Origin of the sequence: Pseudomonas sp. SBB6 (genome assembly GCF_024213215.1) — a bacterium.
Classification (GTDB): domain Bacteria; phylum Pseudomonadota; class Gammaproteobacteria; order Pseudomonadales; family Pseudomonadaceae; genus Aquipseudomonas; species Aquipseudomonas donghuensis.
The window spans coordinates 33879-52106 of the sequence record NZ_JANAVH010000011.1; the positions used below are offsets into that span (position 1 = coordinate 33879).

At 61.5% G+C, this 18228-nt stretch carries 20 protein-coding genes; 11 read left to right on the plus strand and 9 right to left on the minus strand.

Features of this window, described 5'->3' with window-relative positions:
- The first annotated feature begins 29 nt into the window (after window positions 1-29).
- A complete protein-coding gene (locus NLX68_RS20055; RefSeq protein ID WP_254285519.1) occupies window positions 30-992 on the plus strand; it encodes an alpha/beta hydrolase in 963 nt (320 codons plus the stop codon).
- 106 nt (window positions 993-1098) lie between these two features.
- Window positions 1099-1896, plus strand: coding sequence for a hypothetical protein (locus tag NLX68_RS20060; RefSeq protein ID WP_254285520.1), 798 nt, complete (start codon window positions 1099-1101; stop codon window positions 1894-1896).
- Between the two features lie 84 nt (window positions 1897-1980).
- Here the strand turns inward: NLX68_RS20060 and prmB are convergent, their stop codons facing one another.
- Window positions 1981-2889 carry a 50S ribosomal protein L3 N(5)-glutamine methyltransferase gene (gene prmB / locus NLX68_RS20065; RefSeq protein WP_254285521.1) on the minus strand — a complete coding sequence of 303 codons (909 nt, stop codon included), beginning with the start codon at window positions 2887-2889 and terminating at the stop codon, window positions 1981-1983.
- 189 nt (window positions 2890-3078) lie between these two features.
- Between prmB and NLX68_RS20070 the strand changes: the two genes are divergently transcribed.
- The 5 genes from NLX68_RS20070 (at window position 3079) to NLX68_RS20090 (ending at window position 5720) form a co-directional block, all read left to right on the plus strand.
- A complete protein-coding gene (locus tag NLX68_RS20070; RefSeq protein ID WP_254285522.1) occupies window positions 3079-3669 on the plus strand; it encodes a cysteine hydrolase family protein in 591 nt (196 codons plus the stop codon).
- 76 nt (window positions 3670-3745) lie between these two features.
- On the plus strand, window positions 3746-4066 hold the full coding sequence (locus NLX68_RS20075; protein ID WP_010224086.1) for a hypothetical protein: 321 nt from the start codon (window positions 3746-3748) through the stop codon (window positions 4064-4066).
- Between the two features lie 52 nt (window positions 4067-4118).
- Window positions 4119-4676 carry a Smr/MutS family protein gene (locus tag NLX68_RS20080; protein ID WP_010224087.1) on the plus strand — a complete coding sequence of 186 codons (558 nt, stop codon included), beginning with the start codon at window positions 4119-4121 and terminating at the stop codon, window positions 4674-4676.
- Window positions 4677-4746: 70 nt separating this feature from the next.
- Window positions 4747-5292, plus strand: coding sequence for a GTP cyclohydrolase I FolE (gene folE, locus NLX68_RS20085; protein ID WP_010224088.1), 546 nt, complete (start codon window positions 4747-4749; stop codon window positions 5290-5292).
- A 59-nt stretch (window positions 5293-5351) separates the two neighbouring features.
- Window positions 5352-5720 (plus strand): glutathione S-transferase N-terminal domain-containing protein, encoded by a 369-nt coding sequence (locus tag NLX68_RS20090; RefSeq protein ID WP_010224089.1) that lies wholly within the window; start codon window positions 5352-5354, stop codon window positions 5718-5720.
- A gap of 4 nt (window positions 5721-5724) precedes the next feature.
- Here NLX68_RS20090 and NLX68_RS20095 read toward each other — a convergent pair whose 3' ends face one another.
- On the minus strand, window positions 5725-6327 hold the full coding sequence (locus NLX68_RS20095; protein WP_254285523.1) for a glutathione S-transferase family protein: 603 nt from the start codon (window positions 6325-6327) through the stop codon (window positions 5725-5727).
- Between the two features lie 147 nt (window positions 6328-6474).
- On the opposite strand from NLX68_RS20095, the gene NLX68_RS20100 reads away from it, so the two are divergent.
- Entirely contained in the window at window positions 6475-7662 is a 1188-nt protein-coding gene (locus NLX68_RS20100) for a benzoate/H(+) symporter BenE family transporter (RefSeq protein WP_254285524.1), read from the plus strand.
- A gap of 25 nt (window positions 7663-7687) precedes the next feature.
- On the opposite strand, the gene NLX68_RS20105 is transcribed toward NLX68_RS20100, so the two are convergent.
- Window positions 7688-9628, minus strand: a complete 1941-nt coding sequence (locus NLX68_RS20105; protein WP_254285525.1) for a methyl-accepting chemotaxis protein — start codon at window positions 9626-9628, stop codon at window positions 7688-7690.
- A 115-nt stretch (window positions 9629-9743) separates the two neighbouring features.
- The gene (locus tag NLX68_RS20110) at window positions 9744-11141 is read right to left on the minus strand and encodes a PLP-dependent aminotransferase family protein (protein WP_254285526.1); all 1398 of its coding nucleotides are present in this window, start codon (window positions 11139-11141) and stop codon (window positions 9744-9746) included.
- A gap of 113 nt (window positions 11142-11254) precedes the next feature.
- On the opposite strand from NLX68_RS20110, the gene NLX68_RS20115 reads away from it, so the two are divergent.
- A complete protein-coding gene (locus NLX68_RS20115; RefSeq protein ID WP_254285527.1) occupies window positions 11255-12424 on the plus strand; it encodes an MFS transporter in 1170 nt (389 codons plus the stop codon).
- On the opposite strand, the gene NLX68_RS20120 is transcribed toward NLX68_RS20115, so the two are convergent.
- Window positions 12417-13178: an SDR family oxidoreductase gene (locus NLX68_RS20120; protein WP_254285528.1), complete on the minus strand. Its 762-nt coding sequence runs from the start codon at window positions 13176-13178 to the stop codon at window positions 12417-12419. The genes NLX68_RS20115 and NLX68_RS20120 overlap by 8 nt on opposite strands.
- A gap of 230 nt (window positions 13179-13408) precedes the next feature.
- Here NLX68_RS20120 and NLX68_RS20125 point away from each other — a divergent pair, with 230 nt between their 5' ends.
- Window positions 13409-14413 (plus strand): NADP-dependent oxidoreductase, encoded by a 1005-nt coding sequence (locus tag NLX68_RS20125; protein ID WP_254285529.1) that lies wholly within the window; start codon window positions 13409-13411, stop codon window positions 14411-14413.
- Here the strand turns inward: NLX68_RS20125 and pyrF are convergent.
- Window positions 14403-15104, minus strand: a complete 702-nt coding sequence (pyrF, locus tag NLX68_RS20130) for an orotidine-5'-phosphate decarboxylase (RefSeq protein WP_010224100.1) — start codon at window positions 15102-15104, stop codon at window positions 14403-14405. The two genes, NLX68_RS20125 and pyrF, sit on opposite strands and share 11 nt — an antisense overlap.
- Window positions 15105-15283: 179 nt before the next feature.
- Here pyrF and NLX68_RS20135 point away from each other — a divergent pair, with 179 nt between their 5' ends.
- Entirely contained in the window at window positions 15284-15451 is a 168-nt protein-coding gene (locus tag NLX68_RS20135) for a DUF2897 family protein (protein WP_010224101.1), read from the plus strand.
- Window positions 15452-15481: 30 nt separating this feature from the next.
- On the opposite strand, the gene NLX68_RS20140 is transcribed toward NLX68_RS20135, so the two are convergent.
- The 3 genes from NLX68_RS20140 to NLX68_RS20150 form a co-directional block, all read right to left on the minus strand.
- Window positions 15482-16276 (minus strand): SDR family oxidoreductase, encoded by a 795-nt coding sequence (locus NLX68_RS20140; RefSeq protein WP_254285530.1) that lies wholly within the window; start codon window positions 16274-16276, stop codon window positions 15482-15484.
- A gap of 144 nt (window positions 16277-16420) precedes the next feature.
- Window positions 16421-16741, minus strand: a complete 321-nt coding sequence (locus NLX68_RS20145) for a helix-hairpin-helix domain-containing protein (protein WP_100782110.1) — start codon at window positions 16739-16741, stop codon at window positions 16421-16423.
- Between the two features lie 366 nt (window positions 16742-17107).
- Complete coding sequence (locus NLX68_RS20150; RefSeq protein ID WP_100782111.1) at window positions 17108-18217, minus strand: glycosyltransferase; 1110 nt, start codon at window positions 18215-18217, stop codon at window positions 17108-17110.
- Window positions 18218-18228: the final 11 nt, after the last annotated feature.

An 18228-nucleotide genomic window follows, 5' to 3' on the forward strand; every position in this document is an offset into this window, starting at 1 on the left:
CCAAACCGCACTCTCTCGATAGTGGCCTGATGATGTTGCGTATTGTTACGGTAATCGCCCTGCTGTTCAGCGGACTGGTCCAGGCTGCCGCTCCCACCGTGTTCCAACGCCCGGTCAGCCTCGATACCGGCAGCGGCGTGCTGCACGGTAGCCTGCTGTTGCCGCGTACCGAGCAGCCACCACCGGTGGTGCTGATCATTGCCGGCTCCGGGCCCACCGACCGCGATGGCAACAACCCCTACGGCGGCAACACGGACAACCTCAAGCAACTGGCCCTGACCCTGGCAAAAAACAATATCGCCAGCGTGCGCTACGACAAGCGCGGCGTCGCTGCCAGCCTCGCGGCCACCCCGGACGAGCGCGACCTGACGGTAGAGCGCTACGTCGCCGATGCCGTGGCCTGGAGCCAGAAGCTCAAATCCGACCCACGTTTCGGCCGCCTGATTCTGCTTGGCCACAGCGAAGGTGCGTTGATCGCCAGCCTTGCCGCCGAGCAAAGCGGCGCCAGCGCCGTGATCAGCATCGCCGGCAGTGGCTGGCCGATCGACAAGGCGCTGCGCACACAGATATTTGAGCGGGTGCCCGGGCGCTACATGGCCAGTGCCGGCGATATCCTCGATCGCCTGAAAAACGGCAAGACCTCCTCCCGCGTGCCCCTGCCCCTGCAGGATGTACTGCGCCCCAGCGTGCAGCCCTACCTGATTTCGCTGTTCCGCCAGGACCCGGCCGAGGCCTTTGCCAAGGTCAAGGTACCGGCGCTGATCATCCAGGGCACCCATGACTTCCAGGTCAATGTCGACAATGCCGAGATCCTCAAGGCCGCCAAGCCGGATGCCGAGCTTGCCTTGATCAAGGGCATGAACCACATGCTGCGCATCGCACCGGAGCAAATCAGCCAGCAACGCGACAGTTATCTCGATCCGCAACTGCCGCAAGCGGCCGAACTGGGCAAGCGCGTTGTCGACTTCATTCAGCGGTTGCCCGCCAGCTGAGGCCCAATCGCAGAAATTGCGCCTCCAGTCCGGGCCAGTCCTGCCGATAAAGTGGTGCTGGCTTCGTCAATGCGACCAGCCCGCTGCGCACATGAGGATTGCCGTGATGACCGAAGCCGCCCCCCAGGACACCGCCGAGACGACTGCCGAACAGGCAGCAGCGGAAGTTGCCCCCCTGCCCTGGGCCGATGTTGCCCCCGAACATTTCCAGATGCTGCGCCTGGCGCCGCTGCCGACCGACCGCAACAGCGGTGCGCGGCCGCTGCGCTTCGTCCAGTACGGCTATGCCGAACGCCACAACAAACAGACCAGCCTGCTACGCATGGCTATCCAGCTGCCGGCGCAGAAGGTGCGCAAGGAACAGAACCACCTGGATGTCTGGGTCGATCACGAAGAAAAACGCGTGACCTTCAGCCCTGATTCCGGCCTGCAGATCGAGCCGCTGAACCGCGGCCTGGGGCGTTTTCTGATGAACCAGGCGGTGACTTGGGCGCAACGCAAGTGGCCGCACTATCGGGTCGAAGGCGCGGCCCTGCCGAACAAGGACGCCCTCAACGAAGACACCCGTCTGCGCCGTGACCATGTGCTGCGCAGTCATGGCCTGGAGGTCGAGTACGCCGATGCCCAGCACCTGAAGGGACGCTTTGTCGATGCGCAGGTCGGTGAACTCAAGGGCGGCTGGAACAGTGACAAGGTGCAGCGGGTGGAGATACTCGATGCTGCGCAGATGCTGCAACAGGCCGAGCAGAGCCTGCAGGAAAAAGAGGCGCAATTGCGCGAGCGTGACGAGCGGGTCAGCAAGTACCGCCGTGAAGACAGCGGGCTGCGCTTTACCATCACCTGCCTGGTGGCCTTTGCGGTGTTTCAGGCGGGGTTGTTGATCTGGATTGCGACTCACCGTTAAAAAGCATCGCTGGCAAGCCAGCGCCCACAAGGGCAATTGTGGGAGCTGGCTTGCCAGCGATGGATTCACTGCAAACCTGAAGCCTTACACCTTCGAGGCAAACAACCCCTGATGCTGCCGGCACTGCTGCGCCGTGAGCATGAACACCCCGTGCCCACCCCGCTCGAACTCCAGCCAGGCGAAATCCACTTGCGGATACAGCGCCTCGACATGCACCTGGCTGTTGCCAACCTCGACGATCAGCAAACCCTTCTCGGTCAGGTGATCGGCCGCTTCGGCCAGCATCCGCCGCACCAGGTCCAGGCCGTCATTGCCGCAGGCCAGGCCCAGTTCCGGTTCGTGGTGATATTCCTCGGGCATGTCGGCAAAGTCTTCAGCATCGACATACGGCGGATTGGACAGGATCAGGTCGAAGCGCTGCCCCGGCAGACCGCCGAAGCCGTCGCCCTGCACGGTATAGACGCGCTCTTCCAGGCCATGACGCTCGATGTTCTGGTTCGCCACCTCCAGTGCCTCGAAGGACAGGTCGGCCAGCACCACTTCAGCGTCCGGGAACACTTCGGCGCTGACGATGCCGATGCAGCCGGAGCCGGTGCACAGGTCGAGGATGCGCGCAGGCTCGCTGGCCAGCCACGGCTCGAAACGTTTTTCGATCAGCTCGCCAATGGGTGAGCGCGGAATCAACACGCGCTCGTCAACGATGAACGACAAACCACAGAACCAGGCCTCACCGAGCAGGTAGGCGGTGGGTACGCGGTCTTCGATGCGGCGTTTGAGCAGGCGCTGGAGATTGACCAGTTCGTCGTCTTCCAGCTGACAGTCCAGATAGGCGTCGGCGACTTCCCAGGGCAGATGCACCGACCCCAGCACCAACAGCCGCGCTTCATCCCAGGCGTTGTCGGCGCCATGACCGAAAAACAGGCCCTGCTCGTGGAAACGGCTGACGGCCCAACGGATATGATCGCGCAGGGTGCGCAAGCGAGAAGTGATCACAACAGACTCCTTGAAAGACGACCTGCGATTCTAACAGCCCGGCAACAGAAATGATCGGCAAAAACACCCTGTAAGGATATCGCCAAGATGGCTGCAGGCCACTAACGACGCTGGTTGTACGCGAAGCGATTCACATAAGTGCTCAGGCAGGGGACAATAGGGTAAAAGCCCTATCCAAAGGAGCCCTTGATGTCTGTTCCAATGACGATGTTCCACCTCAGCGGTCGCGGCTATCCGCCGGCCAAGCTGAACAATGCCAGCCTGGTGATTATCGATGCGCAAAAGGAGTACCTCAGCGGTCCCCTGGCGCTCTCGGGCATGGACGCAGCCGTGGCCAACATCGCTAAAATGCTCGAGGCGGCCCGCAAGGCCGGGCGCCCGATCATCCACGTGCGTCACCTGGGTACCGTCGGCGGCATGTTCGACCCGCAGGGCCCGCGCGGTGAATTCATCCCGGGCCTTGAGCCGCAGGGCGATGAGGTGATCATCGAAAAACGCATGCCCAATGCCTTCAAGAACACCACCCTGCATGAAACCCTGCAGAAATACGGCCACCTGGACCTGATCGTCTGCGGCTTCATGAGCCACTCCAGCGTCAGCACCACCGTGCGCCGGGCCAAGGATTACGGCTACCGCTGCACCCTGATCGAAGATGCTTGCGCCACCCGCGACCTGCCCTTCAAGGATGGCGTGATCCCGGCGGCGCAGATTCAGCAGAGCGAAATGGCGATCATGGCCGACAACTTTGCCTGTGTGGCGCCGACCACCAGCCTGATCTGAGCGACCGCCCGGCAGCCGGGCGGAACCACCTCAGGGCTTTTCGGTCCAACGCCGGATATCCATAGAGGAAATCGGAATGAAAATATCCGATGGTTTCGATGCCAAGCGCTTACGCCCACGCACGCCCCGCAACTGGGGCATGCGCTTTGCGGCGGCGTTCTCGGCGTTGCTGGCAACCGCTGGCGTGCTCCTGGCCATGGCCGGCGCCGCCAGCCTGCTGGGCCGCCCCGCTGCCCTGGGCGAGCTCAATGCCAACCCGGCCGGTGCCAGCGTCTTGCTCGGCCTTGGCCTGCTGTTGCTGTACCTGGGCGTGTGGTTCTGGCGCCGCAGCCGTTTGCGCCTGCGTCGCAGCCGCGAGCTCAACCTGTCACCGCACTTGATGAAAAAACACGATTGACTGCACGCCGTGGGGGAGTCGCGTAAACTACGCCGCCCAGGCGGAGGCTTACATGCAAGACGACGATTTTTCCCTGTTCAAAAGCGAGATGCGCGGTGTCAAGCCGATCACGCATGATCGCGCCGAGGTCGGTAAACCCAAGGCCGACCGCAAGAAACTGGCGGGCCTGCGCCAGGCCGCGACAGTGCGCAGCGACCAGACCGTGGTCGATGGCCTGTCGGACCAGTTCGTCATTGATGTCGGCCCTGAAGACGACCTGCACTGGAGCCGTGACGGCGTCCAGGAAAGCCAGATGCGCAAGCTCAAGCTCGGCCAGATCGGCTTCGAAGGCAGCCTTGACCTGCATGGCATGAATGTCGAAAAGGCGCGGGAAACCCTCTGGGCCTTCCTCGCCGAAGCGACCCGTTTCGAAGTGCGCTGCGTGCGCGTCACCCATGGCAAGGCGGTACGCCTGGATGGCAAGCGGCCGATGATCAAGAGCCACGTCAACACCTGGCTGCGCCAGCACCCGCAAGTCCTTGGTTTTACCTCGTGCCAGGCCCGCCATGGCGGTACTGGCGCGGTGTATGTCATGCTCAAGCGAACCATGCTCGAAGGCCGTGACGAGTAACGCCGTACTTGCAGCGCCGCCGCCGCCGCCGTACCCTTCGCGTTTGCGATAAAATCCCACAGGTAGATCCATGTCCCTGGAACAGAACTACACCGCGATCCTTGGCCAGCTTGGCGAGGATATCTCCCGCGAGGGCCTGCTCGACACGCCCAAACGGGCAGCGAAGGCCATGCAGTACCTTTGCCGCGGTTATGAGCAAACCCTGGAAGAAGTGACCAACGGCGCCCTGTTCAGCTCCGATAACAGCGAGATGGTCCTGGTCAAGGACATCGAGCTGTACTCGCTGTGCGAGCACCACATGCTGCCGTTCATCGGCAAGGCCCACGTTGCCTACATCCCTGACGGCAAGGTCCTGGGGCTGTCGAAGGTGGCGCGGATCGTCGACATGTACGCACGTCGCCTGCAGATCCAGGAAAACCTCAGCCGCCAGATCGCCGAAGCGATCCAGAAAGTCACCGGCGCCCTGGGCGTGGCGGTGGTCATCGAGGCCAAGCACATGTGCATGATGATGCGCGGTGTGGAAAAACAGAACTCAACCATGATCACTTCGGTGATGCTCGGCGAGTTCCGTGAAAACGCCGCGACCCGCAGCGAGTTTCTCAGCCTGATCAAGTAAGCGAACCAGACTGCAAGCCGACCTTTCGTGGTCGGCTTTTTTTATTCTCAGGAGTTGCCATGATCGTCAAAGCACTGCGTGTGGGCCTCGGCCAATTGATTGTGTTCGGTGACTGGATCAGCCGCCCGGCCAAGCTCAAGCGCGACCCGGCTGCCCAGGCCCGGGTCGAGCAACAGGCCGAGGGCCTGAGCCTGTATCAGTTCCACGCTTGCCCATTCTGCGTGAAAACCCGCCGCACCCTGCACCGCCTGAATGTGCCGGTTGCGCTGCGCGACGCCAAGAACAACGAACAGGATCGCCAGACCCTGCTCGCCGAAGGCGGCAAGATCAAGGTACCGTGCCTGCGTATCGAGGAAGACGGCAAGACCACCTGGATGTATGAATCCAAGGTGATCATCGACTACCTCAACAAGCGTTTTGCCGCCTGATCGCTCAACCGAGCATGGTCACGTGACGGGGATGGCTGGTCACACGTTCCAGCCATGCCTGGATGCCCGGGTACTCATTAAGGTCGAAGCCGCCCTGATGGGCGACATGGGTGTAGGCGTACAGCGCGACATCGGCGATCGAATAGTTATCGCCCACCAGGTATGGCGTCAGCTGCAGTTGCTTCTCCATCACCCGCAGGGCCTTGTAGCCACCCTTGTGCAGGGTCTTGTATTCCTCCAGCCGGTCTTGCGGCAGCCCCAGGTAGAACTGGATGAAGCGCGCCACGGCGATGTACGGCTCATGGCTGTACTGTTCGAAGAACTGCCATTGCAGCACCTGGGTGCGTAAACGCGGTTCGGTGGGCAGGAACTCGCTGCCATCGGCCAGGAAGTTGAGAATCGCGTTGGACTCCCACAGGTAGGTGCCATCTTCGAGCTCCAGCACCGGCACCTTGCCGTTGGGGTTCATGGTCAGGAACGCCGGGGTTTCCGTCTCGCCCTTGAGGATATCCACCGAATGCCATTCGTAAGGCAGGTCGAGCAGGTGCAACATCAGCTTGATCTTGTAGCAGTTGCCCGACTGGTAGTCGCCGTAAACCTTGTACATCACTCCCCCTCTTCGTAAGGCTCAATCGTACCCGCGCCCATAGTTGGCGACTGTACGGCTAATTGCAATGCCTGCTGTATGGCAAAGATCAACAGTGTGCGCGGTAGTCTGAAATACCTGCTTACATCCAGCACAAGGAATGCCCCGATGCCCGATGCCACGTCCGCGCAATTGCGCCCTTTGGCCGACTCCTCGCCATCCGCGCTAGTGGCCGGTTTCATTGCCATGCTCACCGGTTACACCAGCTCCCTGGTGCTGATGTTCCAGGCCGGTCAAGCAGCCGGTTTGACCACCGGGCAAATTTCTTCGTGGATCTGGGCGCTGTCGATCGGCATGGCAGTGTGCAGCATCGGCCTGTCGCTACGTTATCGCACGCCGATCACCGTCGCCTGGTCGACGCCCGGCGCGGCGCTGCTGATCACCAGCCTGGGTGGGGTCAGCTATGGCGAAGCGATTGGTGCCTACATCACCTGCGCAGTTTTGGTGGTGATCTGTGGGATGACCGGTAGTTTCGAGCGCCTGGTCAAGCGCATTCCGGCGTCGCTGGCCTCGGCGTTGCTGGCCGGGATCCTGTTCAAGATCGGTAGCGAGATCTTCATTGCCGCCCAGCATCGGAGCGCATTGGTGCTGGGCATGTTTTTCAGCTACCTGCTGATCAAGCGCGTGTCGCCGCGTTACTCGGTGCTGGCGGCGTTGCTGGTCGGTACTGTGTTGTCCGCAGCCATGGGCCTGCTCGACTTCAGCGGTTTCAGCCTGGAAGTGGCCACGCCGGTGTGGACCACGCCAAGCTTCTCCCTGGCCGCCACCATCAGCATCGGCATTCCATTGTTCGTGGTAGCCATGACCTCGCAGAACATGCCCGGTGTCGCCGTGCTGCGCGCCGATGGTTACCAGGTACCGGCCTCGCCGCTGATCACGGTAACCGGCCTGGCTTCGCTGGTGCTAGCCCCGTTCGGCTCCCACGGCGTCAACCTGGCGGCCATCAGCGCGGCAATCTGCACCGGGCCGCATGCCCACGAAGACCCGAACAAGCGTTACACCGCTGCGGTCTGGTGCGGGATTTTCTACGGTATCGCCGGGGTCTTCGGCGCCACCCTGGCGGCGCTGTTCGCGGCCCTGCCCAAGGAGCTGGTGCTGTCGATTGCCGCCCTGGCGTTGTTCGGCTCGATCATGAACGGCCTGACCGTAGCGATGAACGAAGCCAGGGAGCGCGAAGCTGCGCTGATCACCTTCATGGTCACAGCGTCCGGCTTTACCCTGTTCTCGATCGGTTCGGCGTTCTGGGGCATTGTTGCCGGGGTGCTGACCTTGATGATTCTCAACTGGCGTAAATAGTCGTAGGGACGCCGCACCGCCGCTCCTACAGGCGAAAATGCCCGACCATCCCCTTCAAGTCATTGCCCAACTGCGCCAGCTCGATACTTGAGCTGGCGTTGCCCTGCATGGCCAGCGCCGACTGATCGGCGCTGCTGCGGATCTGGGTGACGCTGCGGTTGATCTCCTCGGCCACCGAACTCTGCTGCTGCGCCGCCGCGGCAATCTGCTGGTTCATCTGCTGGATCAACGACACCGCCGCGGCAATGCTGCCCAGGGCGCTTTCCGTGTGCAGGGCATCGCTGACGGCCAACTTGACCAACTCGGCACTGCCCTGGATCTGCGCCACCGAGGCCTGGGCACCGCTGCGCAAGCTGCTGACCAGGCGCTCGATTTCCTCGGTCGATTGCTGGGTGCGCCGGGCCAGCGCCCGCACCTCGTCGGCGACCACGGCAAAACCACGCCCCTGCTCACCCGCCCGCGCGGCCTCGATGGCGGCATTGAGCGCCAGCAGGTTGGTCTGTTCGGCGACGCTCTTGATCACTTCAAGTACCTGGCCGATGTTCTGCACTTCGCTGCTGAGCGTCTCGATGCTCTGGCTGGCTGACTCGGCGGAAGTTGCCAACTGTTCGATACGCTGCATGCTCTGGCGTACCACCTGCTGACCGCTTTCCACCTTGTCATCCGCCGTTTGCGCCGCCTGGGCAGCCTCTTCGGCGTTGCGTGCGACATCATGCACGGTGGCGGTCATCTGCTGCATGGCAGTGGCCACCTGCTCGGTCTCATCCTTCTGGCTGTTGACCTCGCGATTGGTCTGTTCAGTGACCGCCGACAGCGACTGGGCGTTGCTGGCCAGTTGTTCGATACCGTTTTGCAGGCCGCTGACGATCGCGCTCAAGCCCGTGCCCATCTGCTGCATGGCCAGCATCAACTGGCCGACCTCATCCTGGCGGTCGACACCGATATCACCGCGCAGATCGCCGGCGGCAATCTGCTGGGCACGGCCCATTACCTGACGCAGCGGCCCGACCACCGCGCGGGTGATCAGCCAGGCCGCCAACACGCCCACCAGCAGTGCCAGCAGCGAGGCCGCAAGGATCAGTATGGCGTTGTTCTTCAACTCACTTTGCATAGCCCGATCTTCAGCGAGGTAGGCTTGATCGACCTGAGCGGTGACCTGCTCGGCACGTGCCTGCAATTGCTGCTTGAGCTGCTGCTCGCGGCCGAGCAGGTCGGTGTATTCGGCGAGCTTTTCACTGAAACTGGCGATATGCGTGCCGACTTCGCCAAGCACGGTCTGATAACCGGCATCGGTCACCGCGGCCTTCAACTGCTCGACCAGGGCAGCAGCCTGTTCGGTCTGTTCAATGCGACCCTGGCGCGCGTCTTCGGCGCCCTTGCGGTTCTGCTCCAGGCGCACCCGCGCCTCATCCATGGCCTGCAGCATCAGGCGCGCGACCTGGGCCACCTGCCCGGCCTGCTCGACGAACTCGGCGCCCTGCTGGCCCTGGGTGTCCTTGAGGGTGTAAGTACCGTCATCGGCCAGCCCGGACTGCAGCACATCGAGGTTGTTGGCAACGCTGGAGACCGACCAGCTGGCCATGTCCAGTGCCAGCTCCTTGGCCTGGGTCAGCTCGACAAACTGGTCGAAGGCCAGGCGGTAGTCGCTCAGCGCCTGCTCGACACCGGTCAGTTGCACCAGCGCCCGCGCTTGCTCCTGCAGCGCTTCAACGCGCTGATGCACGGCCTCTACCGCCTTGGGATCGGAGCGCAGGGCGAATGCCTGCTCCTGCAAACGGGTGTCGAGCAGTGCGGTATTGAGCGCCGCCATCTGCTTCAAACCATCGAAACGTTGCCCGACGCTATGCAGCGCGGCAACCCCCGCCGCCGCCACCACCGCAGTCAACAGCAACACCAGGGCAAACCCCAACCCAAGCTTGCGGGCCATGCCCAGGTTGGCGAAAAAACCACGCTTGGCCGAACTCATCGCACTTCCCCCCGATACCCGCAAATGCATCAAGGGTGAAGAGTGGCAATGGCGCGGCCAGCGGCACAAGATCCCGGCGTCGGAATAATGGCAAAAAGCTACAGTTGCGTCGTTTTCAGGACAGCCGAGGTCGCCCGGCACGTTGGAAGAACGCCTGCGCGCGCTGGTCCTGCGCATAGGCGACATTGATCCGTAACCAGTCGCAGGCAGCACCCTGCGGATCGAAAGCACTGCCCGGCGCCAGCAGCACCGAACAGGCCTGCGCCTCACGGTTCAGCTCAGCGAAATCCCGCCCCGGGCAGCGCGCCCAGACGAACATGCCGCCGTACGGCTCAGTGAACACTTCCCAGCCATTGGCTTCCAATTGCCCCAGGACCTTGGCCATATGCTGGGCCAGGCGCACGCGCAAGCGGGCGATGCTTTTTCGGTAACTACCGTTGCCCAGCATCTGCGCCACGACGTGCTCGGTAAAGCGTGAAGTGCCCAGGCCACTGACCATTTTCAATTCCGCCAGGCGAGCGACCAGATCAGGCCTGGCCACCAGATAGCCAACCCGCAGCGAACTGCTCAGGGTCTTGGAGAAACTGGCCAGGTAAATCACCCGCTGCTCGGCATCCAGGGTTGCCAGGCGCGTGACCGCACCGTCCTGAAAATCCGCGTAGATGTCATCCTCGATGATCAACACGTCATGTTCACGGGCCAGTTCCAGCAAGCGATAAGCGACCTTGGGCGACAGGCTGCTGCCGGTGGGGTTCTGGTACAGGCTGTTGATGTACAGGCAACGCGGGCGGTGCCGTTTGAGCAGGTCTTCCAGCACATGCAGATCAGGGCCCTGAGGGGTACGCGGCACTTGGAGCATGTCCACCTGATGCTGGCGCAGGAGGCTGTACAGGTTGTAGTAACCCGGGCTTTCCACCAGCACCTTGTCGCCGGGCTTGAGCAGTGTGCGCACCAGCAGGTCGAGGGCGTGGCTGGCGCCCTGGGTGGTGAGGATCTGCTCAGGCGCGGCCTGGATGCCGATCTGCTCCAGGCCCTTGTGCAACTGCGCGCGCAGGCTGGCCAGGCCCAACGGCGGGCAATAGTCGATCAAGTCTTCAACCGCGCCACGGCTGACCTGACGCACCGCCTGGGCAATCGCCTCGGTGGCGCGCCAGTTGGAAGGCACCCAGCCACAGCAGAGCTTGAGCAGCTCAGCCGGATCGTCAGTGAACTGCTGCCATCGGCTGTCAAATGCCTCGTCGCGGATCGGCTGATCAACCAGAGGCATCTTGAGCCGCTGTTCGGCAACAAAAAATCCGGCGCCATGACGCGCCTGCAACCAGCCCGCCGCCACCAGCCGGTCGTAGGCTTCGATCACGCAGGACTGGCTGACGCCCTGCTCCCGGGCCAACTGACGTATCGACGGCAAGCGGCTACCGGGACGCAAGCGCTGGCCTTCGATCCAGGCCTGCAGTTGCCCAGTCAATTGCTGTACCAGCGGGATGGCGGAGTGACGATCAAGGCTGAGGTGCATGGCAAAGTGTTCGTAGATTTTGTCCGAACAGTTAATCACAAAACCCTCGCCAGTGTGCCTTGTGACGCCCTGCCGGTCACCGGATAGTCGAGCCCCTCGACAAGGAGCCGACCATGCCCACCCAGCGCCACCCCGCCCTACTGGCTTTTGCCCTGTGCCTGATCACCGTCGCGGTCAATCTGCAGGCACCGCTGTACACCACCTATGCCGAGCTTTCCGGTTATGGTGCCGGGGCCACGGCAATGGCGTTCTCCGGCTATGTGCTGGGGGTGATACCGGTGCTGCTGTTGCTCGGAGGCCTGGCCGACCGGGTCGGGCGCCGTCCGTTGATCCTCGTCGCCCTGGCCTTGTCGATGCTTGCCACCCTGCTGATGGTGCTGGCCCCTGGCTTGGAAACCCTGGGCCTGGCACGCCTGCTGCTCGGTATCGGCACCGCACTGGCGTCGGCCACCGGCACCGCCTACATGAGCGAACTGATGCACGCTGGCGACAACCGCCATGCTGCCACCTGGGTCACTGCCAGCACCTCGCTGGGCTTTGGCCTCGGCGCGGCACTGACCAGCCTGTTCCTGCTCAGCGGCCCAAGCCTGACGCCTGGCAGCTTCTACCTGCACCTGGCGCTGGCCTGCCTGGCGATGCTGGCGGTATGGCAGTTGCCCGACCGGCGCCTGGACAATCCCGCCGCCTTGTTGCGCTTGCCCTACTACCCTGCCGGCAGCTTGCCCTACGGCCTGGCAATCTTGCTGGCCTGGGCCTGTGTCGGCCTGGTGATCGCCTTGCTGCCGTCGATCCTCAAACAGCATGGCCTGGCCAACTGGTCAGGGTTCTCGACCTTTTGCGTGATCAGTTGCGGGCTGTTGTTCCAGCCGCTGGCCAAGCGCCTGGCGCCAGTGCGGGCCACGGCCATTGGCCTGGTGATACTGCCTTGCAGCTATGCACTGCTGGCCTGGGGGGCGGACGCCGGCGCGCTGGCCGCCGTGCTGCTGGGCACCATCGCCGCCAGCAGCGCTTGTTATGGCTTTGTTTACCTTGGCGGCCTGTCAGCAGTGAACAGCCTGGCAGGCGAGGAGAAAACCCGCGCCAGCGCAGGTTTCTTCCTTCTGGCCTACATGGGCTTCAGCCTGCCGGTGATCCTCACCGGGTTGCTGGTCGACCGCCTCGGGCCGGGCACCGCCCTGCTGGTGTTCGGCCTGGTGCTGCTGACCGGCTGCCTGTTGGTTGGCCTGGCCCTGGCTCGCAGCCACAAGGCGCTCGCCGAGCCGGTGCTGACGGCAGTCAAATAGCCGTGGCACCACCATCAACCGCCAAGGCCTGGCCGGTGGTGAACGCGGCGCCATCGCTGCACAGGTAAAGCACCGCACTGGCGATTTCCTCGACCTTGCCGATGCGCCCAACCGGGTGCATGGCGGCGGCGAACTCGGCCTTGCGTGGATCAGCCTCATAGGCGCGGCGGAACATGTCGGTGTCGATCACCGCCGGGCACACGGCGTTGACGCGGATTTTTTTCTTGGCGTATTCGATGGCCGCCGACTTGCTCAAGCCGATCACCGCATGCTTGGAGGCGCTGTAGATGCTCATCTTCGGCGCCGCCCCCAGCCCCGCCACCGACGCCGTATTGACGATAGCGCCACCCCCTTGGGCCAGCATCAACGGCAACTGGTACTTCATGCACAGCCACACGCCCTTGACGTTGACGCCCATGATCGCGTCGAACTCCGCTTCGCTGCCTTCGGCCAGGCGCCCCTGCTCGATCTCGATGCCGGCGTTGTTGAAGGCGTAGTCCAGGCGCCCATACGCCTCCACGGTGCGCGCCATCAGTTGCCGCACATCAGCCTCGCGGGTGACGTTGCAGCTGACGAACAAGGCCTCGCCGCCGTTATTGCGGATCAGCTCGACCGTGCCTTCGCCACCGGCGGCATCAAGGTCGGCCACCACCACTTTCAAACCCTCGGCGGCAAACGCCAGTGCCGTCGCCCGGCCAATCCCCGCAGCACCACCGGTGACCAGGGCAACCTGGCCGGAAAAACTCATGCTCATCGCTAGCTCCCGCAACAAAGTAAGGTCAGTGCTGAGGAGTCTAGGCAGCGATCAGCAGCGTTGGGCAGCATCATCAGGACGCCGGTTGAAGCACTATCGGTATGGGTGATTGTCTTTGCCCTGCTCAATCAGTTCAGTGGATTGCAGTGTATTCGCCAGGCGGGTAAACCTTGCCGGTTGGCCGATCTGGGTCTATCAACAAACATTGCCCTTCAAACGAGAGCCTTGCCATGACTGCCCAAAGCAACCGCCGCTTCCTCCTCGCCAAACGCCCGATCGGCGCTGTCACCCGCGACGACTTCACTTACGAACAAGTGCCAGTGGCTGAACCGGTTGAAGGCCAGGTGCTGGTGAAGAACCTCTACCTGTCCCTGGACCCGGCCATGCGCGGCTGGATGAACGAAGGCAAGTCATACATCCCACCGGTAGCCCTGGGCCAGGTGATGCGCGCGCTGGGCGTCGGCGAAGTGATTGCATCCAAACACCCGGGCTTCGCCGTCGGTGATCACGTCAACGGCGCGCTGGGCATCCAGGACTATTTTGTCGGCGAGCCCCAGGGCTTCTACAAGATCGACCCGAAACTGGCGCCGCTGCCGCGTTATCTGTCGGCCTTGGGCATGACCGGCATGACCGCCTACTTCGCCCTGCTCGAAGTCGGTGCGCCCAAAGCAGGAGAAACCGTGGTGATCTCCGGCGCCGCGGGCGCCGTCGGCAGCATTGCCGGGCAGATTGCCAAGCTCAAGGGTTGTCGCGTGGTGGGGATCGCCGGCGGCGCCGAGAAATGCCAGTACCTCAAGAGTGAACTGGGCTTTGACGGCGTCATCGACTACAAGGCCGAAGATGTCCTCGAAGGCCTCAAGCGCGAATGCCCGAAAGGCGTCGATGTCTATTTCGACAACGTTGGTGGCGACATTCTCGATGCCGTGCTCAGCCGCCTGAACTTCAAGGCACGCGTGGTCATTTGCGGCGCCATCAGCCAGTACAACAACAAACAAGCGGTCAAAGGCCCGACCAACTACCTGTCACTGCTGGTCAACCGTGCGCGCATGGAAGGCTTCGTGGTGATGGACCATGCCGCCAACTATGGCAAGGCAGCGCAGGAAATTGCCGGCTGGCTGGCAACCGGCAAGGTGAAGAGCAAGGAAGACGTGGTCGAAGGGCTGGAAACCTTCCCCGAAACACTGTTGAAGCTGTTTAGCGGGGAAAACTTCGGCAAGCTGGTGCTTAAGCCCTGATTTCAGCGACCACGGCCGCCAGTGCCTGGGCAGGATCGGCGGCCTGGCTGATCGGGCGACCGATCACCAGGTAGTCGGAGCCGGCATCCAGGGCCTGGCGCGGGGTCAGGATGCGACGCTGGTCGTCCTGGGCGCTGCCGGCCGGGCGAATACCCGGGGTCACCAGTTGCAGAGACGGGTGCGCAGCCTTCAGCGCCGGAGCTTCCAGGGCCGAGCACACCAGCCCGTCCATACCAGCCTTCTCGGCCAGGGCCGCCAGACGCAGCACCTGTTCTTGCGGCTCGATGTCCAGGCCGATGCCGGCCAGATCCTCACGCTCCATGCTGGTCAGCACGGTCACGCCGATCAGCAGCGGCTGCGGGCCGCTGCGCTGGGCCAGCACCTCACGGCAGGCCGCCATCATGCGCAGGCCACCGGAGCAGTGCACGTTGACCATCCACACGCCCATCTCCGCCGCGGCCTTGACGGCCATGGCGGTGGTGTTGGGGATATCATGGAATTTCAGGTCGAGGAACACTTCGAAGCCCTTCTCGACCAGGGATTCGACGATGCCCGACGCGCTGCTGGTGAACAGCTCCTTGCCGACCTTGACCCGGCACAGGGCAGGATCGAGCTGATCGGCCAGCTTCAGGGCGGCGTCACGGGTAGGGAAATCCAGGGCGACAATGATGGGCGTCTGGCAGGCGGACATGGGCTGGTCTCTTGGCAAGTCTTGAACGGCGCGCATTGTAAACGAAGCGGCGGCCTGTGGGGGGCCGATGATCGCGAAATGACCGCGTCCCGCCCCAGCCCCTATAATTGAACCAATGAATGACGTGTTTGCTCCAATTTAATGAGGCAGCGTCATTCGCTGTTTAAAAGGAGAACTACATGCCCTGGTATGCCTGGTTGATTCTGGTGCTCGCAATCGGCTCCATCGTCGGTGGCTTGATGCTGCTGCGCGATACCGCGAAAAAGCTGCCCTTGACCGAGGAACAGCTTAAGCGCGTGCATGAACGTAATGCCGAAATGGATGCCAAGGATGCGCAGGACCGCTGAGCCGTTTACACGACTCAGCAACACACGGCGTTACTTGTAGCGCGCCGCCGACGAACTGCGCGACAGATTTGGCCCCAGCGCATCCCGGGCCTTGATGTAAGCCTGCCAATCCGCCGCGTCCGGCAGTGACGGAATGGTCACCCGTTCTTTCTGGTCCAGGCCGCTGAGCGCCGCATCAACCATCTCCCCTACTTCCATCACCATCTGCGGATCGATTTGGGTTACATCAAGGCCTGAGCGCTCGAAGATTTCCGTACGAGTCACCCCGGGTAGCACAGCCTGGACCTGTACCCCTTTATCTTTGAGCTCACCTTGCAGCGTCTGGGTCAGGCTCAGGACATAGGCCTTGCTCGCGCTGTAGACCGCGTTGAACATCTCTGGCGCCAGGGCTACCACCGAAGCGAGGTTGATGATTATGCCGCGGCCGGCACTGGAAAACTGTGCTGCCGCCGCAGAAGCCAGGCGGGTCACGGCGACGATATTGAGCGCGACCAATGCATCGATCTGTTCTGCCGTGGCATCCGCCAGGGTGCCGTGCAGGGCAATCCCGGCGTTATTTACCAGCACGCCAATATTCCCGTCGCTACGCAGGCGTTGCTCGACCCGCGCCAGATCGTTCGATTGGGCGAGGTCTGCGGCCAACACTTCGACGTTGATACCGTGGCGCGCCTGAAGATCGCTCGCCAGGGCTTCGAGACGCTGGCGATCACGTGCAACAAGCAACAGATCGTACCCGCGTGCGGCCAAGCGCTCGGCATAGACAGCACCGATTCCGGAAGAAGCGCCTGTAACGAGTGCAGTAAGTGGTACTGGATGGTCTGACATTGTCGTGATCTCCGCGCTGAGGAAATGCAGGAAAGTGTCAAAATAAAATATTACCAACGTAATATTTATTCAATATGAACCGACCAAAGGTAACTGCAGCAATAGAAACGCCGGTCGATGACCGGCGCCTCTGTGCCCCTCTGGTCAGTTGGCCGTGAGCTTGTCGCGATTGCGATCCAGCAGCGCCTTGCCGATGCCTTTGATCTCCAATAGCTCATCCACCGAGGTGAAAGCTCCGTGTTCTTCACGGTAAGCGACGATGGCTTCAGCTTTGGTTTTGCCGATGCCAGTGAGAATTGATTGCAGGGTAGTGGCATCGGCTTTGTTCAGGTCCAGCTTGGCGGACATTTGCTCGACCACAGCGGGTGGTTGTGGAGGCTCCACGGATTGAGGTGCAGCACTCAAGGATAGGGACACACTGGTAAACAGGGGGAGCAGCAGGTAGGACAGGACAGTGTTGCGCATAAGTCAGACTCCTTGGCGGTTTGCGAAGGCAGCTTTTCCGTAGCTGCCTCTGAAACCTAGAACGGTCTGGTTGAGAGTCAAACCGCGAAGCCAGGAGGAATCTTTACCAAATTAGACAAAAGTCGTAAACGTGGAGAAAACCCAACAATTTCGGCGCTGGAACACCAATTGACAGCCTTGGTACGCCAAGAACAAGAAGTAAACAAATGTGAAAATGTAGAGGGCTCTCGCCTCCGAAGCGTACTGAAAAAACTACAAAGGCATCGATCAGCAAACGACCTGAACGTTTGACGTCGCAAACGAACGGATCCCTAACGCAAGCCAACCCGAAAACGCTTATTCTAGAGCACCTTCGGGCGTGGCAGTTCAGTGACTAGACACTTTCGAATACAAAGCGCTATAGGCAGCGCCCATCACTTGCGCCGAAAAAACCTGCACAAAGCGACGGCGTGCAGCCTCACCGAAATGTGCTGCCTCTTCAGGGTTATCCCATAAGCGATTCATTGCCCTTCTCAGCGCTTGAGCATTAGCTGGTGGTACAACAATCCCTGTCACTTCGTGCTGATTGATGTAACTGGTTCCAGTACCAATTTCACTACAGATCATTGGCTTTCCGAACATTGCCCCCTCTAGCAAACTGATGCCGAATGCCTCTGAACGCAGGTGGGAAGGAAAAACCACCGCGTAGCAGGCACTGAACAGATCAACTTTTTCCTGTTCGGTAACTTGTCCAATGAAGTGAACATTCGACAGCCCCAGACGCACGGCGTCCGCTCTGATCGCGGCCTCAATGGGTCCAGCACCGACGATGACCAACGGCAACTCGCTTCCCGCCAACGCCTCCAGAAGATAATGCAGGCCTTTGTAATACCTCAGCACTCCAACAAACAGAAAGAAACGCTTACCGAATCGTTCATGCAAGGCATGTATCGCAGTCGCATTCGGCTTGGGATACAGCGACTCTTGCAGCCCTATAGGAATGGCGCAGGTTTTGTCCCGATACCCTCTCAGCACCCGAGAGCTATCCAGATAGTTTGGACTCGTCCCGGCAATCGCATCGACGCTTCGTAGGAACAGATGCATGAGTGGCCAATAGAGCGGCAACATCAACCGTTGCCGGACAATATCAGAGTGATACGTCACAACACTCGGTTTGGCCACTCGACTGACAAAGTGCACAAGGTCCATAAATGGCCAAGGAAAATGATAGTGAATAACATCTGCTTCAGCAGCCAATTCGGCGAAAACCGAGAAAGCCGCCACCGACATCCCGGTAGATGCCAAATTGGCACTTTCCCTGATTTGAAACAGTCGATATTGCTCCGTAACCAAAGGCGCGGCCGGCTCACGCGCCAACGAGAGAATCGTATTCTCACACCCCAATGAAGCTGTCGCGTGAGTCAGATGGCGGATGAAATGCTCAACACCACCATGCTGATCAGCAGCGAACGTTTTATAAAAATGTAAAATCTTCAAGTGAACTCTCT

Coding starts and splice junctions, on each gene's coding strand:
- NLX68_RS20055 (WP_254285519.1), top strand. CDS start 30: ATGATGTTGCGTATTGTTACGGTAATCGCCCTGCTGTTCAGCGGACTG.
- NLX68_RS20060 (WP_254285520.1), top strand. CDS start 1,099: ATGACCGAAGCCGCCCCCCAGGACACCGCCGAGACGACTGCCGAACAG.
- NLX68_RS20070 (WP_254285522.1), top strand. CDS start 3,079: ATGTCTGTTCCAATGACGATGTTCCACCTCAGCGGTCGCGGCTATCCG.
- NLX68_RS20075 (WP_010224086.1), top strand. CDS start 3,746: ATGAAAATATCCGATGGTTTCGATGCCAAGCGCTTACGCCCACGCACG.
- NLX68_RS20080 (WP_010224087.1), top strand. CDS start 4,119: ATGCAAGACGACGATTTTTCCCTGTTCAAAAGCGAGATGCGCGGTGTC.
- folE (WP_010224088.1), top strand. CDS start 4,747: ATGTCCCTGGAACAGAACTACACCGCGATCCTTGGCCAGCTTGGCGAG.
- NLX68_RS20090 (WP_010224089.1), top strand. CDS start 5,352: ATGATCGTCAAAGCACTGCGTGTGGGCCTCGGCCAATTGATTGTGTTC.
- NLX68_RS20095 (WP_254285523.1), bottom strand. CDS start 6,327: ATGTACAAGGTTTACGGCGACTACCAGTCGGGCAACTGCTACAAGATC.
- NLX68_RS20100 (WP_254285524.1), top strand. CDS start 6,475: ATGCCCGATGCCACGTCCGCGCAATTGCGCCCTTTGGCCGACTCCTCG.
- NLX68_RS20105 (WP_254285525.1), bottom strand. CDS start 9,628: ATGAGTTCGGCCAAGCGTGGTTTTTTCGCCAACCTGGGCATGGCCCGC.
- NLX68_RS20110 (WP_254285526.1), bottom strand. CDS start 11,141: ATGCACCTCAGCCTTGATCGTCACTCCGCCATCCCGCTGGTACAGCAA.
- NLX68_RS20115 (WP_254285527.1), top strand. CDS start 11,255: ATGCCCACCCAGCGCCACCCCGCCCTACTGGCTTTTGCCCTGTGCCTG.
- NLX68_RS20120 (WP_254285528.1), bottom strand. CDS start 13,178: ATGAGCATGAGTTTTTCCGGCCAGGTTGCCCTGGTCACCGGTGGTGCT.
- NLX68_RS20125 (WP_254285529.1), top strand. CDS start 13,409: ATGACTGCCCAAAGCAACCGCCGCTTCCTCCTCGCCAAACGCCCGATC.
- pyrF (WP_010224100.1), bottom strand. CDS start 15,104: ATGTCCGCCTGCCAGACGCCCATCATTGTCGCCCTGGATTTCCCTACC.
- NLX68_RS20135 (WP_010224101.1), top strand. CDS start 15,284: ATGCCCTGGTATGCCTGGTTGATTCTGGTGCTCGCAATCGGCTCCATC.
- NLX68_RS20140 (WP_254285530.1), bottom strand. CDS start 16,276: ATGTCAGACCATCCAGTACCACTTACTGCACTCGTTACAGGCGCTTCT.
- NLX68_RS20145 (WP_100782110.1), bottom strand. CDS start 16,741: ATGCGCAACACTGTCCTGTCCTACCTGCTGCTCCCCCTGTTTACCAGT.